This window comes from Streptomyces sp. NPDC096310, assembly GCF_044763125.1.
Classification (GTDB): domain Bacteria; phylum Actinomycetota; class Actinomycetes; order Streptomycetales; family Streptomycetaceae; genus Streptomyces.
On sequence record NZ_JBIWFO010000011.1, the window covers coordinates 100,343 to 113,572 of the forward strand.

Consider the following 13,230-nt stretch of genomic DNA (forward strand, 5'->3'; position numbering starts at 1 on the left):
ACCGTCACCGACGACGCCGGTCGTTTTCGCCCTACCGCACCAGGAAGCCGCACACCATGGACCATTCGACAGCTCCGGTTCTCGACGCCCTGACGGCGTACCAGGCGCGGGAGCAGCTCCCTTTCACACCGCCTGGCCACAAGCAGGGTCGGGGGCCGACCCGAGGGTACGGGCTGTCCTGGGTGACGCCCTCTTCAGCGCGGACATGCTCGCGGTGTCCGGAATGGACGACCGGACCGTCTCCCAGGGAATCCTCAAGCGGGCGGAAGAGCTGATGGCCGACGCCGTGGGCGCTGAGCACACGTTCTGCTCCACCTGCGGCAGTTCACTGTCGGTGAAAGCCGCCATGCTCTCGGTCGCCGGGCCGCACGAGAAGCTGCTGATCGGACGAGACGCCCATAAATCGGTGGTCTCGGGCCTGATCCTCTCGGGTGTCCGCCTGGGCCATCGACGCGGGTGCCGACTGAGATCCGACGGGGGCGGCCCCACTCGTCGCCCGGGCACGCGAGCCAGCAAGATCCAGACGAAAGGGTTAGTCCTCCTCCAGCGCCAGCCTGGCCAGGTGGTTGCCGAATCCGCCCCGCGCGCGGGGGTGCAGACGGCCCGAGGTGACGACGGGACAGTCGGAGGTACGCAGGATGCGGTGTCTCCCGGCGCTGAGCGCGGCGACGAGCCCGTGGTCCTCGCCGGCTCCCAGGGGCGGGAAGCCGCCGACAGCCGTATAGGCCTCGGCGCGCACCCCCAGGTTGGCGCCGTGCACATGAGGGTGGAGCCAGGGGCCGTGGGCGGGGCGGGTGGCGTCGTAGTGCCGGTGGTGACGGCCGGCCAGGCCGGGCACGTGCGGGGGCCAGTCCGTGACGGTGACGGTTCCGACGACGGCGTCCCAGCCCTCGCAGGCGCGTGCGTACTGGAAGGCCAGCCAGGACGGCGGCACCGTGCTGTCGGCGTCCGTCGAGGCGAGCCAGCACCCCGCCGGGCCACCCATGGTCTTCAGAGCGAGGTCGGCCGCCGCCGCGCGAGCCCGTCCGGGGTTGCGGTAGCTGACCGGGACGACCTGAGCGCCCGTTTGCCAAGCCGTCGCGGCCGTGCCGTCCACGCAACTGTCCGCGGCGACCACGGTGAGCACCCGGACCCGCTGGAGGGCGGGGTGCCGCGACGCGGTGCGGATCGCTTCCAACGCCTCGGAAAGCAGGGCTTCCTCGTTGTGGGCCGGGATGATGACGGCAAGGGTGTGGGGTCTCACGCCAGGCCCTCGTGCGCAGCGGGCGACAGGGGGGCCGTACCGTCGCGACGCAGTCGGCCGAACGTCTGCAGTACGAAGTCGTCCTCACGGTGCACACAGGCCGGTGCCAGCCCCGGTACGGACGTGAGGATGCCGGCCAGCTCGTCGCCGGTGTACAGGTGCTCGGCCGCCGGATGGTTCCAGTGCACGGCGACGAGGGTGCCGCCCTGCTCCAGCGCGTCCACCGCACGCCGGAGCAGAAGCGCCAGTTCGTCGGTGTCGAAGTAGTACAGCAGCTCGGACAGTACGACGAGGTCGAAGCTGCCCTCGGGCCACTGCGCGGGCAGAGTGAGGTGGCGGACCTCCACGTGCGGCAGGCCCCGGGTCCGCCTGGCCGCGGTCCCGGCCGCCGAGCGGACACGGTCGCAGGCCAGCACCTCGTCACAGCGCTCGGCCAGCCTGAGTGTCAGCTCACCCACGGAACACGCGGGTTCGAAGGCCCGACGATAGCGTGGGCGGGGGAGGGCGGCCAGAGTGACGTCGTACTTACGTTGCTCGTACCACCGCTCGGCCAGCCGCCAAGGGTCCGACGAGTGCTGGTACATGCTCTCGAAGTACTGGGGAGGTGTGCTCACTGGAAGACGACCTCCATGGCGCGCAGATGGTGGGCGATCTCCTCCGGCGGCAGGACCGCTGCCTCGTCCGGCCCGGGGCCGAGCGGACGGATCTGGGTGGCGAACCGGTCGACCGCCGCCTTTTTCAGGGCCTGGATCCGCGGCGGGAGGGGGATGCGCGCCGCTGCCTCCCAGGGGACCCTCGGGTCGTCCGGGTAGGCCCAGTGCCACATCCAGACCGGGTAGAGCGGACACGGCACGCCGGCCTGGCGGGAAGCGCTGAGCGCCGCGCGGCCCGCTGCCTCGTGGTCGCTGTGCACATCGCCGGTCCAGGGCGCGGCGACCAGGGCCGCCTCGCGGACGAGGGGGACGAGCGTCGCGGCGATCCGCTCCTCATGCCGCGCCACCTCGGTGTCCGGCAGCCCGAGCCGGATGATCCGTGCCCGGCCTGCCCCGAGTTCGGCGAGCGCGGCACGTAGTTCGCGGGGCCGTCGGCGCGCCAGAATGGCGGGCGTGGCGATCCGGCTGCGGGGGTGTGACCGCTCGCCGTCCGTGACCGAGACGACGGTCAGTTCCACTCCACGGGCCGTGAGCAGTGCCATGGTGCCGCCGAAGCCGAGCACCTCGTCGTCCGGATGCGCGGCCACCACCACGACGTGGCCGCCGTCCGGTACGTGAGCCAAAGGCAGGGCGTTCCACCTGTCCCAACTCCGCCAGTACTTCTCGTCGGTACCGGGGGCCTGGATGGGGTTCGTGCCGGGGTGCTCGGCGACCGCGCGGTCCGTGGTGCCGCCGCGAGACTGGTGCCGTGTCATCAGGAGCCTCCGGGGCGCGCCAGCAGGGCGCCCAGTTCCGCGAGGTCGCGTTCGCCATGGTGCTGACGCACATAGACGGCCAGGTCGGCCACGTTGCGCGCATGACGCAAGTCATGGCAGAGCGGCCCCGCTCCGGTGGCGCGTCCCACCCGCGTCAGCACTTCGGCGCACACGGACTCGACGAAGGCGCGCACCCTCAGACCGCGTACGCGTGCCTGGCCCCGGTCGTCCGAGGGGTCGCCGTCGATCTCCGTCGCCGCCTGCTCCAGCAGCACCCCGGCCGCGTGCAACTGCATGTCCACCGCGCCGAAATGGGCGTCGCTGTGCGGGTCCGGCCGCCGGCCGGCGGCGCGTCGCAGCGTGCGGGCGACCGCGAGCGCTCCGCCGTACCAGCATGCGGCGACCCCGACCCCACCGTGCTGGAAGCCGGGCCTGCGTACATAGGAATCGACCTCCCCGACGGCGAGTGCGGGGACCTCGTCGAAGCGCACGGCGGGTGTATCGCTGCCCGCCATGCCGACCGCCCGCCAACTACCTTCCACAGGAACGCAATGCCGTGGGTCGACCGTGACGGCGAAGAGCCTGCGTCCGTCCGGAGCCCGTGCCGTGACCAGGGCGTCGGTGCAGCTGTGCGCACCCGAGCAGTACGGTTTCAGTCCGCTGAGTAGCCAGCCCTCGCCCGATCGGGCGGCCTTGAGCGTGGTGCCGGGCGGCTCGGCCGCCCACACCCCCCATCGGCGGCCCGGCGCGGGCGGCGGCCCGTCAAGCTCGGCGAGGATCGCGAGCGCGTCCACATGCCCCTCGACCAGACGCGCCGAGCAGAGGTCCTCCTCCGCGACGGACCGGAGGGCCGCGAAGCGAGCCGCCGTTCTTCCCGAACCGGGCAGCGGGAACTCCAGGCCACCCGCGGAGATGAGATCCACCACCGAGGCGAACCGTGCGGCGCTCTCCCGGCGTGCTGCGCCCGGCGCGGCCTCCGGTTCGTCTGCGGCTGATACCAGTAACCTGCTGCTCGACATACCCCGATCCTCTCGCCAGGGGAGAGCGCCCCACCCTCCCAAGGCTCGGGGGAGCGGTCCTCGCGACACAACGGGCACAAGGGGCACAACGCACCGGCTTCGAGGCCGGGACCACGAGCGGAATCCAGGCGGTCAGGGTCTGATCTGGCTGCTCCGCACAGGGAGCGTTCCGAGGAACGCCTACTTCCTGAAATGGAACTTCCTGGATTTGACCGGTGAACCGCATGACGCGTGCAGCCACGCCGACGCCTGCCATGTGTCCTCGGAACAACGGTAACCGTGCTGACGCACAACGTCCTGTCCAGTCGGAACGTACGGCCCGGTCTGGATCTCGACCTGGATCTCGACCCGGCGGGGCCCGGGCCCTCGGTCCCCGTCCGAGTACGCCGCGGGCACTCAGCAGCCTGTGACGGATGCGCCGAGGTGGGGCGCTGGAGTGCGCCGACACTTGTCACTCATGTCCTCGGCCGCCACGGGCCCGGATCGTCTCAGCCGTCGCCGGACTGCAGGTCGGGGGCGTCCGGATGGGAGGGCTTGCGAGGCCTGATGGATGTGTCGGACTTTTCGTCCGCTGTGCCGGCCGGCCTGTCGGCCGGTCCGCCGGAGGGTTCGTTCGAGCCCGTGTCACGAGACCCCTTCGCCCCGCGCTCCTCCTGCGGCTCTTCCTGGATCCTTGCACCTTTTCTGTCCGACATCGGAACCTGCCTCCTTGCCGCCATCGCACTTCCGCGCTCGTTCGCGGGTGCTACGTCGGCTGCTGACCCCGAGCATCGCCTCCGGGCCGAGAAGCACGGAGGAACCCCCTCGAACCACCCTTCACCCTTTGCGCCGGTCTCGCATCCGGAGCATGAGAACTTATTATATTTTATGAGGGTATTTGTCACCGCATGGAGGAGGGATTCAGAGTGTTCCCGCCGCTGCGCTGTCCCCAGCCCTCCTCGGTCCGCGTCAGTCACCGGAGCCCGTACGGCGTGTGCCGGGGCCCGCACAGCGGGGGAGCACCGGGATGACCGGCCGCAGCGAAGGTGCGGCGGGGCAGGGGTACGACGCCGCCCCCTACCTTCCGGCCCGTGGTGGGCTCCCGGCACACCGGAAAGCGGCCTCGGAGTGCCGGGGCTGCCCTCTTTTCGAGAACGCCTCCCGCACCGTGTTCGGATCCGGAGGCGTTTCGGCCCGCGTCGTACTCGTCGGAGAACAGCCGGGGGACCAGGAAGACCGTCAGGGAGAGCCGTTTGTCGGGCCTGCCGGCCGGATGCTGAGAAAGGCCCTCGAAGAAGCCGGTGTGGACATGGAGGAGGCCTATCTCACCAACGCGGTGAAGCATTTCAAGTTCACCTCCGCCGGGGCGGGCAAGCGCCGGATCCACAAGCCGCCGAGCCTGCGTGAACTGGCCGCCTGCCGTCCCTGGCTGGCTGCCGAATTGCGGCTGGTTGACCCGGATGTGGTCGTGGCGCTCGGTGCGGCTGCGGCCCGGTCGTTGTTCGGTCCCTCCTTCCGGGTGACGAAGGACCGGGGCGTCCTGTTTCCGATGCCCGCTCCTGACGGCAGTGACGACGGAGCGACCGCACAGGGCAGCGCCGGCGCAATGGCGACGATCCATCCGTCGGCCGTTCTGCGGGCCGACGACCGCGCGTCCATGTACTCGGGACTCGTATCGGACCTTCGCGTGGCGGCTGAAGCCCTCCGCTGAGCATGCCTCCGCTGAGCAGGTTCGACGGCCGAGAAGGAGCGACAGATGCCCGAACTACCCGATGTCGAAACCTTCCGCACGGTCCTTGACTCGTGTGCGGGCGGCCGGACCGTCCAGCGGGTCGAGGTGCGGGACACCGGCGTCCTGCACGGGGTGAGCGCCGCCCGGTTCCGCCGTGAGCTGGAGGGGTGCCGGTTCGCCGAGTCCGAGCGGCACGGGAAGTGGCTGCTGGCCCGTACCGATGGCCCCACGCTTCTGCTGCACTTCGGCATGACCGGCCAACTCGTCTGCTGCCGCCCCGACGAGAACCTGCATCCTCATGACCGCGTCACCTTCACGGTCGGCGACGACCGCCAGCTCCGTTACCGGGACCAGCGCAAGCTCAAAGGCCTGTGGCTGGCCGGGGGAGAGGACGTGGAACGTCTGTTGGGCAGTCAGGGGCCCGACGCCGCAGACATCGGCCGGAACGACTTCGACCTGCTCCTCACCCAACGCGGGGGCGGCGTGAAGTCGGCCCTCATCGACCAGTCCAACCTGGCCGGGCTCGGGAACCTGCTCGCCGACGAGATCCTGTGGCGCGCCCGTGTCGACCCGGCACGCGAGGCGGGAAGGCTGACCAAGGAAGAGCGTGGGCGTCTGTACACCGACATGAGGCGCACGGTCCGCTCGGCCGTGCGCGCCGGACGCGTCCCACCGAGGAAAACCTGGCTCACCGGGCATCGGGACGACACCGACGCGACCTGCCCGCGCTGCGGCGAAAAGCTGCGCAGAGGCCGCGTCTCGGGGCGGAGCACCGTGTGGTGTCCCCACTGCCAGACCGGCTGACCGGGGCAGCTGGCGTAATCCAACCTCTTGACCTCAAGCGAACTTGAGATTTTATCGTTTAGCGCGCATCGATTCCCCCCACTCATCGAGGAAGGAACTTCCGTGCCTCAGCTCGATCACACCATCGTCCACAGCACCGATCGCTTCGCCGGCGCCCGTTTCATCGCCGACCTGCTCGGTGTACCCGAGCCCAAGGAATTCGGTCCCTTCGTCGCCGTGCGCCTCGACAATCAGGTGGTCCTGGACTACGCCGAACACCTCGTCAAGGGCAAGGAATGGGTGCCCGCCCACTACGCCTTCCGCGTCACCGATGAGGAGTTCGACGCCATCTTCGCCCGAATCCAGGAACGCGACCTGCCCTACTGGGCCGACCCACGCCACGCTCACCCGCAAACCATCAACCACTTGGAAGGCGGCCGCGGCGTGTACATCCAGGACCCGGACGGCCACGAGATGGAGTTCCTCACCGTGACCTACAGCGACGAATTCCTCGCCAACGCTCCGGTGCCCCCCAAGCTGACCTGACGTGAGCGACGCCGGGGCTGGTTCGACGACCGATGTTCGGATCCAGCCCCCACGCTTCGAACAGGGCGTGGGCGGACCGCGATCGGCCTGCCCGGTGAGCGTGGCATCCGGCCCCTCCCCCCCCGGCCGTCGATCACACCCTCACGGGCCGGACGGGCTGCTGCCGGCTGTCGGCTCGGCGCCTCGGCGGGAGTCGCGATGAGTTGCTGGAGCCGGCGGAACGCGGGGGCCTGCGGCGAGGTGGGGGCGAGGGGGTAGGTGACGATCGTCAGGCCGGGGTCGGCGGGGATCTCCAGGGCGTCGTAGTCGAGGTCGAGGTCGCCGACGGCGGGGTGGTGGAAGTGCTGCTGCTGATTCCCATCGGCCTGTCCGGGCCGCTGGTGATGCCGTCGACCACGGCGTTGCTGCTGGAGCACGTGTCCGCCGAGCGGACCGGCACCGCCAGCGGTGTGTTCAACACCAGCCGGCAGATCGGCGGCGCCAGTGGCGGAGGACCGCAGGCGTACGTCTCGTGGAACTCCGCCTCGACGTCGTCCAGCAGGGCCAGCAGAAGTCCGTTGCGGTCGCCGAATCGGCGGAAGAGCGTGCCCTTTCCGACCCCGGCCGCCCGCGCGACCTCGTGCATCGTCACGTGCTCGGCGCCCCGCTCGGCCACCAGCCAGGCAGCCGCCTCCAGCAGCCGGGCCCGGTTGCGCGCGGCATCGGCCCGCACCCCCGCGAAGTCGTCCGGCGGCTGGGCCACCGAGCGCTCCGCGGTACGACGTCGACGTACACACGTCCGTCCTCGACCCGTACGGGATACACCGGGACGGGCCGGGTCGCCGGCGGATCGAGGGGTTTTCCGGTGCGCGGGTCGAAGCGGGAGCCGTGCGGCCGGCACTCGACCGTGCACCGCTCCACGTAGCCCTCGGAGAGCGAGACGGCGCTGCGAGCACACCTCATGGATCGCGAAGACCTCTTCCTCGGCCAGGACCAGGGCGACGGGTACACCCTCCACCTCGAACCGCCGGGGGAACGCCCTCCTCCAGTACCTCGAACCGGCAGAGGTACGTGTGGCCGCAGGTGGGCATCGAACTCCTTGGGTGCGTCCGGGGCGGCGGACATCCGCTCCACCGGGGCGCACGGGGCAGATCGTCGGGGCCGGGAGCGTCACGCCCGCACTCGTGGTTGACCGCCCACGCTAGCGGCGCGGCACGGCATCGGGACCGGTCCGAAGCCCTAACCTGCCTCAGCCGACGAAACGTGTGGAGGTGGTTTCGCCCCACCAGGCGTACATATTGCATTGGGCATGGTTTGAGATGGTCTGCATTCGTACCACCGAGGAGCCGCAATGGGCCGCAGCGCGATGGACAAGGCCAAAGGCAAAGCCAAGGAGGTGACCGGGAAGGCCACCGGTAACCGCCGCAAGGAAGCCGAGGGCAAGACCGACCAGGCCAAAGGCAGGACGAAGGACACCGTGGAGGGCGCTCGCGACCGTGCCAAGGGCATGAAGGACTCCATGCGCGACGAGAGCTGAGCATCCAGGTGCGCTCCGCGTGGCGCTACTTCGACGCCACCGTGGGCGTCACGGGCACGGCCCGCGACATCCACCGCCTCCCGAGACTGCGCCTCCCCGGCCTGAGCCGGTACGTCCACGCGCTCACCCATTCACCCGTTTGGCCCACAGTGGACAGGGGAGGCGCTGGTAGCTCTACCGCAGCTCACCTCCGTACGTGCGCGAGCCTCCGAACCGGCGCACGGTGAAAGGAGAGAAGGAGGCGAACGACCATGAACGCTCACCATGCCCACCCGGCACCCCCGCTCACCCTGGAGGACCTGGCGCGCCTGGACGACCTCGCCGCGGAGGAGAAGGCCCCGGACGAGGTCAGGGAAGGCCTCGCCACCGCGCGAGCCCTGGTCACCATGCCGCCGAACGAGAGGCTTCGGCCGAAGGACGACGGAACGTTCATCATGCCCGAGGGCTCGTTCTACGGCCGGGCGATGACCGAGACCGAGCTGCACGAGATGGGTACTCTGCGGGCCCCGGGCACACCACCGCCCCCGCACCGTCCGCTCTGGCAGCCGCTGCTCCACTACCCCCGCCCCACAGGGGTCTCGCACAAGATGATGCGCCGCGTCAACGGCACTACCGTCATCCCGCTCACCACCGGGGTCTACGGGGAGTACGCACCCCGGCAGACCTTCTTCCCGTCCGGCTTCCCCTGGTCGTGCATCGGACGGATCTTCATCCGGAACGACGCCGGTTCCCCCAACTGGGACGCGTCGGGCACCGCGGTGCTCGTCGGCAAGCGCGCCGTACTGACCGCCGCGCACGCGGTCCCGTGGGGCGCGCCGAACGCCTCCATCCAGTTCGTCGCGGGCTACTTCGACGGCACCTCCAGCGCCGGGGCGGGCGGCCAGTCGTGGGCGACCGCCGCCCACGGGTACGCCGGCCAGGATGTGACGGCGCACGACATGGCCGTGCTGCGGCTCGCCGACCCGCTCGGAGACTGGCTGGGCGGCATGGGCGCGAGGCCCTTCGACGACAGCTGGAGAGGCGGTGCCTACTGGACCTCGGTGGGTTACCCGGGCGATGTGGACAACGCCGAGCGGCCGAGTTTCCAGTCCGGCATTCATGTCATCGACGACGACGAGGACGGGGACGCGCAGGAACTGGAGCACCACGCCGACGAGACGCCCGGCGACTCGGGCGGGGCGTTCTTCGCCACCTGGAGCGACGGACCGTACGCGGTGGGCACCGTCAGCGGGTTCGAGAAGGTCAGCGGCCCTCTCGGTATCGGAAGCGAGGACAACAACATCTCAGCCGGCGGAAACGCGCTGACGGGACTCGTCAACTTCGCCCGCACCACCTGGACGTGACGCCATGGGAAGCCAGACAACGGTCACCTCGCAGGCCGACGGCAGCTCGATAGAGAAGACCGTGAGCCAATCCGACGGACAGGTGCAGACCGACTACGTTCACCGGGATCCCAGCGGCTTCGTGACCGCCCTCAGACATGAGACGCGCCAGCTGGACGCCGACGGAAACCAGAAGATCGACCGGGCCACCCAGGTCTTCGACCAGCAGGGGCACATGGTCGTCGACAAGGAGGCCCATACGGTCGTGTACGACCACGAATCCTCCGACGGCAAACACCCGGCGGGCACCTCGCAGACGACCTGGCACGAGAAGGACGTCGACAGCGCGGGGAACGCCGAAGAGACGGACGGTGTGACCGGGACCGACCAGGACCACAACACCAGCACCTCGGAGTCGACCACGGACCAGGCGACCGGCGAGACCACGCTCACCACGACCACCGTCGACGCCAACGGCGACGGCACCCAGCACAAGGAGGTCGTCGACGCCAACGGCGACCCCGTCTCCGACAACACGACACCGGTCAGCAACGTCGCGCCCGCCCCTGACGCAGGCGGGGGAGACGCTGGTGACGGTGGCAGTGACGGCGGCGGTGGGGATGCCGGTGGCGGCGGTGACGCGGGTGGCGGTGACGCCGGGGGCGGTGACGCGGGCGGTGAGGGTGACGGCGGTGACGCGGGTGGCGGTGACGCCGGGGGTGGTAGCGGCGACGCCGGGGGTGGTAGCGGCGACGCCGGGGGTGGCGGCGGTGACGCGGGCGGTGGGGACGCGGGCGGCGGCGGTAGCGGTGACGGCGGTGGCGGGGGCGACGCCGGCGGCGGTGGCGGATTCGGAGGAGGAGGCGGCGGCGACGGCGGCGGAGGTGGCGGCGGAGGTGGCGGCGGCGAAGGTGGCGACGGTGGCGGCGAATTCCCGGGCCTCCCGCCCGACCGCCTCCCGGAGTGACGCGCCGGACTCGTGCCGACTGCGTCACGGGCGCATTGCCCGGAAGAATCGCAGTGGTAGATGGCCGCAGCCTCCTGGTGACGGGACGCGACCAGCCATCGACGCGATCTTCACCTGATGGCGGTCGGCCGGCAGAGCTCGTGGAGCGTGGCCCGCAGCCCACCAGGGGGACCCAAGTCCCAGAGAGGTCCCAACGATACTGTCGCGCCCCTTCCTGGCCCGCTGAGTAGCAGGTCAGGAGGGGTGCGGCGGCATCCGCACATCAAATGTCGCGGAAGATCTCGATCTGCGCGCCCACCGAGTTGAGCCGCTCCGCCAGGTCCTCGTACCCCCGGTTGATGACGTACACGTTGCGCAGGACGGATGTGCCCTCCGCCGCCATCATCGCCAGCAGCACGACCACCGCGGGCCGCAGCGCGGGCGGGCACATCATCTCGGCGGCGCGCCAGCGGGTCGGGCCCTCCACCAGGACGCGGTGGGGGTCGAGGAGTTGGAGGCGGCCACCGAGGCGACCCAGGTCCGTGAGGTAGATGGCGCGGTTGTCGTAGACCCAGTCGTGGATCAGCGTCTGGCCCTGCGCGACCGCCGCGATGGCCGCGAAGAACGGCACGTTGTCGATGTTCAGGCCGGGGAACGGCATCGGGTGGATCTTGTCGATCGGCGCCTCCAGCTTCGAGGGCCGTACGGTCAGATCCACCAGCCGGGTACGGCCGTTGTCGGCGCGGTACTCGGCCGTACGGTCGTGGTCGAGGCCCATCTCCTCCAGCACCGCCAGCTCGATCTCCAGGAACTCGATCGGCACGCGGCGGATCGTGAGCTGGGACTCGGTGACCACGGCGGCGGCGATCAGGCTCATCGCCTCGACCGGGTCCTCGGAGGGGGAGTAGTCCACGTCCACGTCGATGGAGGGCACACCGTGCACGGTCAGCGTGGTCGTGCCGATGCCGTCGACCCGTACGCCCAGCGCCTCCAGGAAGAAGCAGAGGTCCTGGACCATGTAGTTGGACGAGGCGTTGCGGATGACAGTCGTGCCGTCGTGGCGGGCGGCGGCCAGCAGGGCGTTCTCGGTGACGGTGTCCCCGCGCTCGGTCAGGACGATCGGGCGGTCCGGCGAGACGGAGTGGTCCACCTGGGCGTGGTAAAGCCCTTCGGTGGCCGCGATGTCGAGGCCGAAGCGGCGCAATGCGATCATGTGCGGCTCGATCGTGCGCGTACCGAGGTCGCAGCCGCCCGCGTACGGCAGCCGGAAGGCGTCCATCCGGTGCAGCAGGGGGCCGAGGAACATGATGATCGAGCGGGTACGGCGGGCGGCCTCCGCGTCGATGGCCTCCAGGTCCAGCTCGGCGGGCGGCACGATCTCCAGGTCCACGCCGTCGTTGATCCAGCGGGTGCGGACGCCGATGGAGTTCAGCACCTCCAGCAGCCGGAAGACCTCCTCGATGCGCGCCACCCGGCGCAGCACCGTACGCCCCTTGTTGAGCAGGGAGCCGCAGAGCAGCGCCACGCACGCGTTCTTGCTCGTCTTGACGTCGATGGCCCCGGAGAGCCGGCGTCCGCCGACCACCCGCAGATGCATCGGGCCCGCGTAACCGAGGGACACGATCTCACTGTCGAGCGCCTCACCGATGCGCGCGATCATCTCAAGGCTGATGTTCTGGTTGCCGCGCTCGATGCGGTTCACGGCGCTCTGGCTGGTGGCCAATGCGTCGGCGAGTTGGCTCTGTGTCCACCCCCGGTGTTGCCGGGCGTCACGGATGAGCTTGCCGATGCGTACGAGGTAGTCGTCTGCCATGGCGGCAGGTTATCTCAGATGTGAGATAAGCGCTCTCCTGGGGTGGGCTGTCGGAGTGTCACCGCCTCATCCTGCGGCCGACGGGGCCGCTCGGCCACCCGGGTACGGCCGTACGGATGGCCGAGCAGCCCTGGTCTGACGGAACGGCACCCCTGTCCGACGCGGACGGGGGCAGTCGCCGTTCTCCTCCATGGCCGCGCGCCGGGCCTCGCGCCGGCCCGCGTAACGCTCCTTGCGGACGGCGGACCTGGCCCACCGCTGCCGCTCCTCGATGTGGGAGCGGATCTTGCAGCCCGCGCAGCAGTGGGCGCCGAACAGCAGCAGGGCCGCGGGGTCTTCCCAGCGGCAGTGCGTGTCGGCGGCCTCCAGTGCCGGGCTCGGCGGCAGATCGCATACGCCGTGACGGTGGTCGTGGACCGGCCGGGGGTCGTGCTCGGCGTGGCGCACCCACAACGGCTTGGTTCTGTCCGTACGGGACATCGCGTTCCTTCCGGAACCGCCGCCCGGACCCGGGCTCTCCGGGCGGGCGGCTAGGTTCGCCACGTCATGGCGACACCCCCTCCTTCTTCCTTCGTTCGCGGCTCCGACCGGCTTGGTGCGGACGGCGGTTGGGCGGCGTTCGGGCGGCGGTTCAAGGTGCTCCCCACCAGGCGACCGCGCAGTGGAGGGCTTTCCAGGCCGTCGGTGGACGTGGTGTGTACGCAAAGGAGTTGCCGCGAGGCGGGGGCCGGTGGCCGGACGCGCCGGCATGGCGCGTCCGGCCGGGGGTGGCTCGCCGGAGGCAGATCGACCGCACCTGGGCATGACCGGGCAGCGGTCATGTACTAGAGTTATCTCGACATCGAGATATCTGCCCGAAGGCGTACCGCGGCCGCCCTTCGGTAAGGGTTACCTAACTAAGCCTTACCTTAGCGGATCGGTGA

13 protein-coding genes and 3 pseudogenes are annotated in these 13,230 nt (G+C 70.3%); 7 read left to right on the plus strand and 9 right to left on the minus strand.

The window, feature by feature from the left end; translation table 11 throughout:
• Positions 1 to 56 precede the first annotated feature (56 nt).
• A pseudogene (locus ACIQ7D_RS21625) lies at positions 57 to 439 on the plus strand (ornithine decarboxylase); the annotation flags it as partial.
• Between the two features lie 93 nt (positions 440 to 532).
• On the opposite strand, the gene ACIQ7D_RS21630 reads toward ACIQ7D_RS21625, so the two are convergent.
• From ACIQ7D_RS21630 to ACIQ7D_RS21645, 4 genes are read right to left on the minus strand one after another with little or no spacing between them, the layout of a single operon-like run.
• Positions 533 to 1,243: a glycosyltransferase gene (locus tag ACIQ7D_RS21630; protein ID WP_403939870.1), complete on the minus strand. Its 711-nt coding sequence runs from the start codon at positions 1,241 to 1,243 to the stop codon at positions 533 to 535.
• Entirely contained in the window at positions 1,240 to 1,857 is a 618-nt protein-coding gene (locus ACIQ7D_RS21635; RefSeq protein WP_403939872.1) for a class I SAM-dependent methyltransferase, read from the minus strand. Before ACIQ7D_RS21635 ends, ACIQ7D_RS21630 begins: the two co-directional genes overlap by 4 nt.
• Positions 1,854 to 2,651 (minus strand): PIG-L deacetylase family protein, encoded by a 798-nt coding sequence (locus ACIQ7D_RS21640; RefSeq protein ID WP_403939874.1) that lies wholly within the window; start codon positions 2,649 to 2,651, stop codon positions 1,854 to 1,856. Before ACIQ7D_RS21640 ends, ACIQ7D_RS21635 begins: the two co-directional genes overlap by 4 nt.
• Positions 2,651 to 3,670 (minus strand): acyl-CoA dehydrogenase, encoded by a 1,020-nt coding sequence (locus tag ACIQ7D_RS21645; RefSeq protein ID WP_403939876.1) that lies wholly within the window; start codon positions 3,668 to 3,670, stop codon positions 2,651 to 2,653. Before ACIQ7D_RS21645 ends, ACIQ7D_RS21640 begins: the two co-directional genes overlap by 1 nt.
• Positions 3,671 to 4,676: 1,006 nt before the next feature.
• Between ACIQ7D_RS21645 and ACIQ7D_RS21650 the strand changes: the two genes are divergently transcribed.
• The 3 genes from ACIQ7D_RS21650 to ACIQ7D_RS21660 all read left to right on the plus strand — a co-directional run bounded on the left by ACIQ7D_RS21650 (position 4,677) and on the right by ACIQ7D_RS21660 (position 6,710).
• The gene (locus ACIQ7D_RS21650; RefSeq protein ID WP_403939878.1) at positions 4,677 to 5,360 is read left to right on the plus strand and encodes a UdgX family uracil-DNA binding protein; all 684 of its coding nucleotides are present in this window, start codon (positions 4,677 to 4,679) and stop codon (positions 5,358 to 5,360) included.
• Between the two features lie 45 nt (positions 5,361 to 5,405).
• Positions 5,406 to 6,185, plus strand: coding sequence for an Fpg/Nei family DNA glycosylase (locus tag ACIQ7D_RS21655; RefSeq protein ID WP_403939880.1), 780 nt, complete (start codon positions 5,406 to 5,408; stop codon positions 6,183 to 6,185).
• Positions 6,186 to 6,287: 102 nt separating this feature from the next.
• On the plus strand, positions 6,288 to 6,710 hold the full coding sequence (locus ACIQ7D_RS21660) for a VOC family protein (protein WP_403939882.1): 423 nt from the start codon (positions 6,288 to 6,290) through the stop codon (positions 6,708 to 6,710).
• On the opposite strand, the gene ACIQ7D_RS21665 is transcribed toward ACIQ7D_RS21660, so the two are convergent.
• The 3 genes and pseudogenes from ACIQ7D_RS21665 to ACIQ7D_RS21675 all read right to left on the minus strand — a co-directional run.
• Positions 6,659 to 7,126, minus strand: a complete 468-nt coding sequence (locus ACIQ7D_RS21665; protein WP_403939884.1) for a hypothetical protein — start codon at positions 7,124 to 7,126, stop codon at positions 6,659 to 6,661. The genes ACIQ7D_RS21660 and ACIQ7D_RS21665 overlap by 52 nt on opposite strands.
• 44 nt (positions 7,127 to 7,170) lie before the next feature.
• A pseudogene (locus ACIQ7D_RS21670) lies at positions 7,171 to 7,452 on the minus strand (TetR/AcrR family transcriptional regulator); the annotation flags it as partial.
• A 5-nt stretch (positions 7,453 to 7,457) separates the two neighbouring features.
• Positions 7,458 to 7,722 (minus strand): annotated as a pseudogene (locus ACIQ7D_RS21675) (non-heme iron oxygenase ferredoxin subunit); the annotation flags it as partial.
• A 318-nt stretch (positions 7,723 to 8,040) separates the two neighbouring features.
• Between ACIQ7D_RS21675 and ACIQ7D_RS21680 the strand changes: the two are divergent.
• The 3 genes from ACIQ7D_RS21680 to ACIQ7D_RS21690 all read left to right on the plus strand — a co-directional run bounded on the left by ACIQ7D_RS21680 (position 8,041) and on the right by ACIQ7D_RS21690 (position 10,515).
• Positions 8,041 to 8,226 (plus strand): CsbD family protein, encoded by a 186-nt coding sequence (locus ACIQ7D_RS21680; protein WP_403939886.1) that lies wholly within the window; start codon positions 8,041 to 8,043, stop codon positions 8,224 to 8,226.
• 251 nt (positions 8,227 to 8,477) lie between these two features.
• On the plus strand, positions 8,478 to 9,569 hold the full coding sequence (locus tag ACIQ7D_RS21685) for a trypsin-like serine peptidase (protein WP_403939888.1): 1,092 nt from the start codon (positions 8,478 to 8,480) through the stop codon (positions 9,567 to 9,569).
• Positions 9,570 to 9,573: 4 nt separating this feature from the next.
• On the plus strand, positions 9,574 to 10,515 hold the full coding sequence (locus ACIQ7D_RS21690; RefSeq protein ID WP_403939890.1) for a hypothetical protein: 942 nt from the start codon (positions 9,574 to 9,576) through the stop codon (positions 10,513 to 10,515).
• A gap of 262 nt (positions 10,516 to 10,777) precedes the next feature.
• Here ACIQ7D_RS21690 and ACIQ7D_RS21695 read toward each other — a convergent pair whose 3' ends face one another.
• Together ACIQ7D_RS21695 and ACIQ7D_RS21700 are read right to left on the minus strand one after the other, a co-directional pair.
• Positions 10,778 to 12,307, minus strand: coding sequence for a helix-turn-helix domain-containing protein (locus ACIQ7D_RS21695; protein WP_403939892.1), 1,530 nt, complete (start codon positions 12,305 to 12,307; stop codon positions 10,778 to 10,780).
• Positions 12,308 to 12,373: 66 nt separating this feature from the next.
• The gene (locus tag ACIQ7D_RS21700; RefSeq protein WP_403939893.1) at positions 12,374 to 12,787 is read right to left on the minus strand and encodes a hypothetical protein; all 414 of its coding nucleotides are present in this window, start codon (positions 12,785 to 12,787) and stop codon (positions 12,374 to 12,376) included.
• Positions 12,788 to 13,230: the final 443 nt, after the last annotated feature.

Bases quoted from the DNA above. Each gene is read 5' to 3' on its own strand.
- ACIQ7D_RS21640 (WP_403939874.1), bottom strand. From the start codon at position 2,651: ATGACACGGCACCAGTCTCGCGGCGGCACCACGGACCGCGCGGTCGCC.
- ACIQ7D_RS21645 (WP_403939876.1), bottom strand. From the start codon at position 3,670: ATGTCGAGCAGCAGGTTACTGGTATCAGCCGCAGACGAACCGGAGGCC.
- ACIQ7D_RS21650 (WP_403939878.1), top strand. From the start codon at position 4,677: ATGACCGGCCGCAGCGAAGGTGCGGCGGGGCAGGGGTACGACGCCGCC.
- ACIQ7D_RS21655 (WP_403939880.1), top strand. From the start codon at position 5,406: ATGCCCGAACTACCCGATGTCGAAACCTTCCGCACGGTCCTTGACTCG.
- ACIQ7D_RS21680 (WP_403939886.1), top strand. From the start codon at position 8,041: ATGGGCCGCAGCGCGATGGACAAGGCCAAAGGCAAAGCCAAGGAGGTG.
- ACIQ7D_RS21685 (WP_403939888.1), top strand. From the start codon at position 8,478: ATGAACGCTCACCATGCCCACCCGGCACCCCCGCTCACCCTGGAGGAC.
- ACIQ7D_RS21690 (WP_403939890.1), top strand. From the start codon at position 9,574: ATGGGAAGCCAGACAACGGTCACCTCGCAGGCCGACGGCAGCTCGATA.
- ACIQ7D_RS21695 (WP_403939892.1), bottom strand. From the start codon at position 12,307: ATGGCAGACGACTACCTCGTACGCATCGGCAAGCTCATCCGTGACGCC.
- ACIQ7D_RS21700 (WP_403939893.1), bottom strand. From the start codon at position 12,787: ATGTCCCGTACGGACAGAACCAAGCCGTTGTGGGTGCGCCACGCCGAG.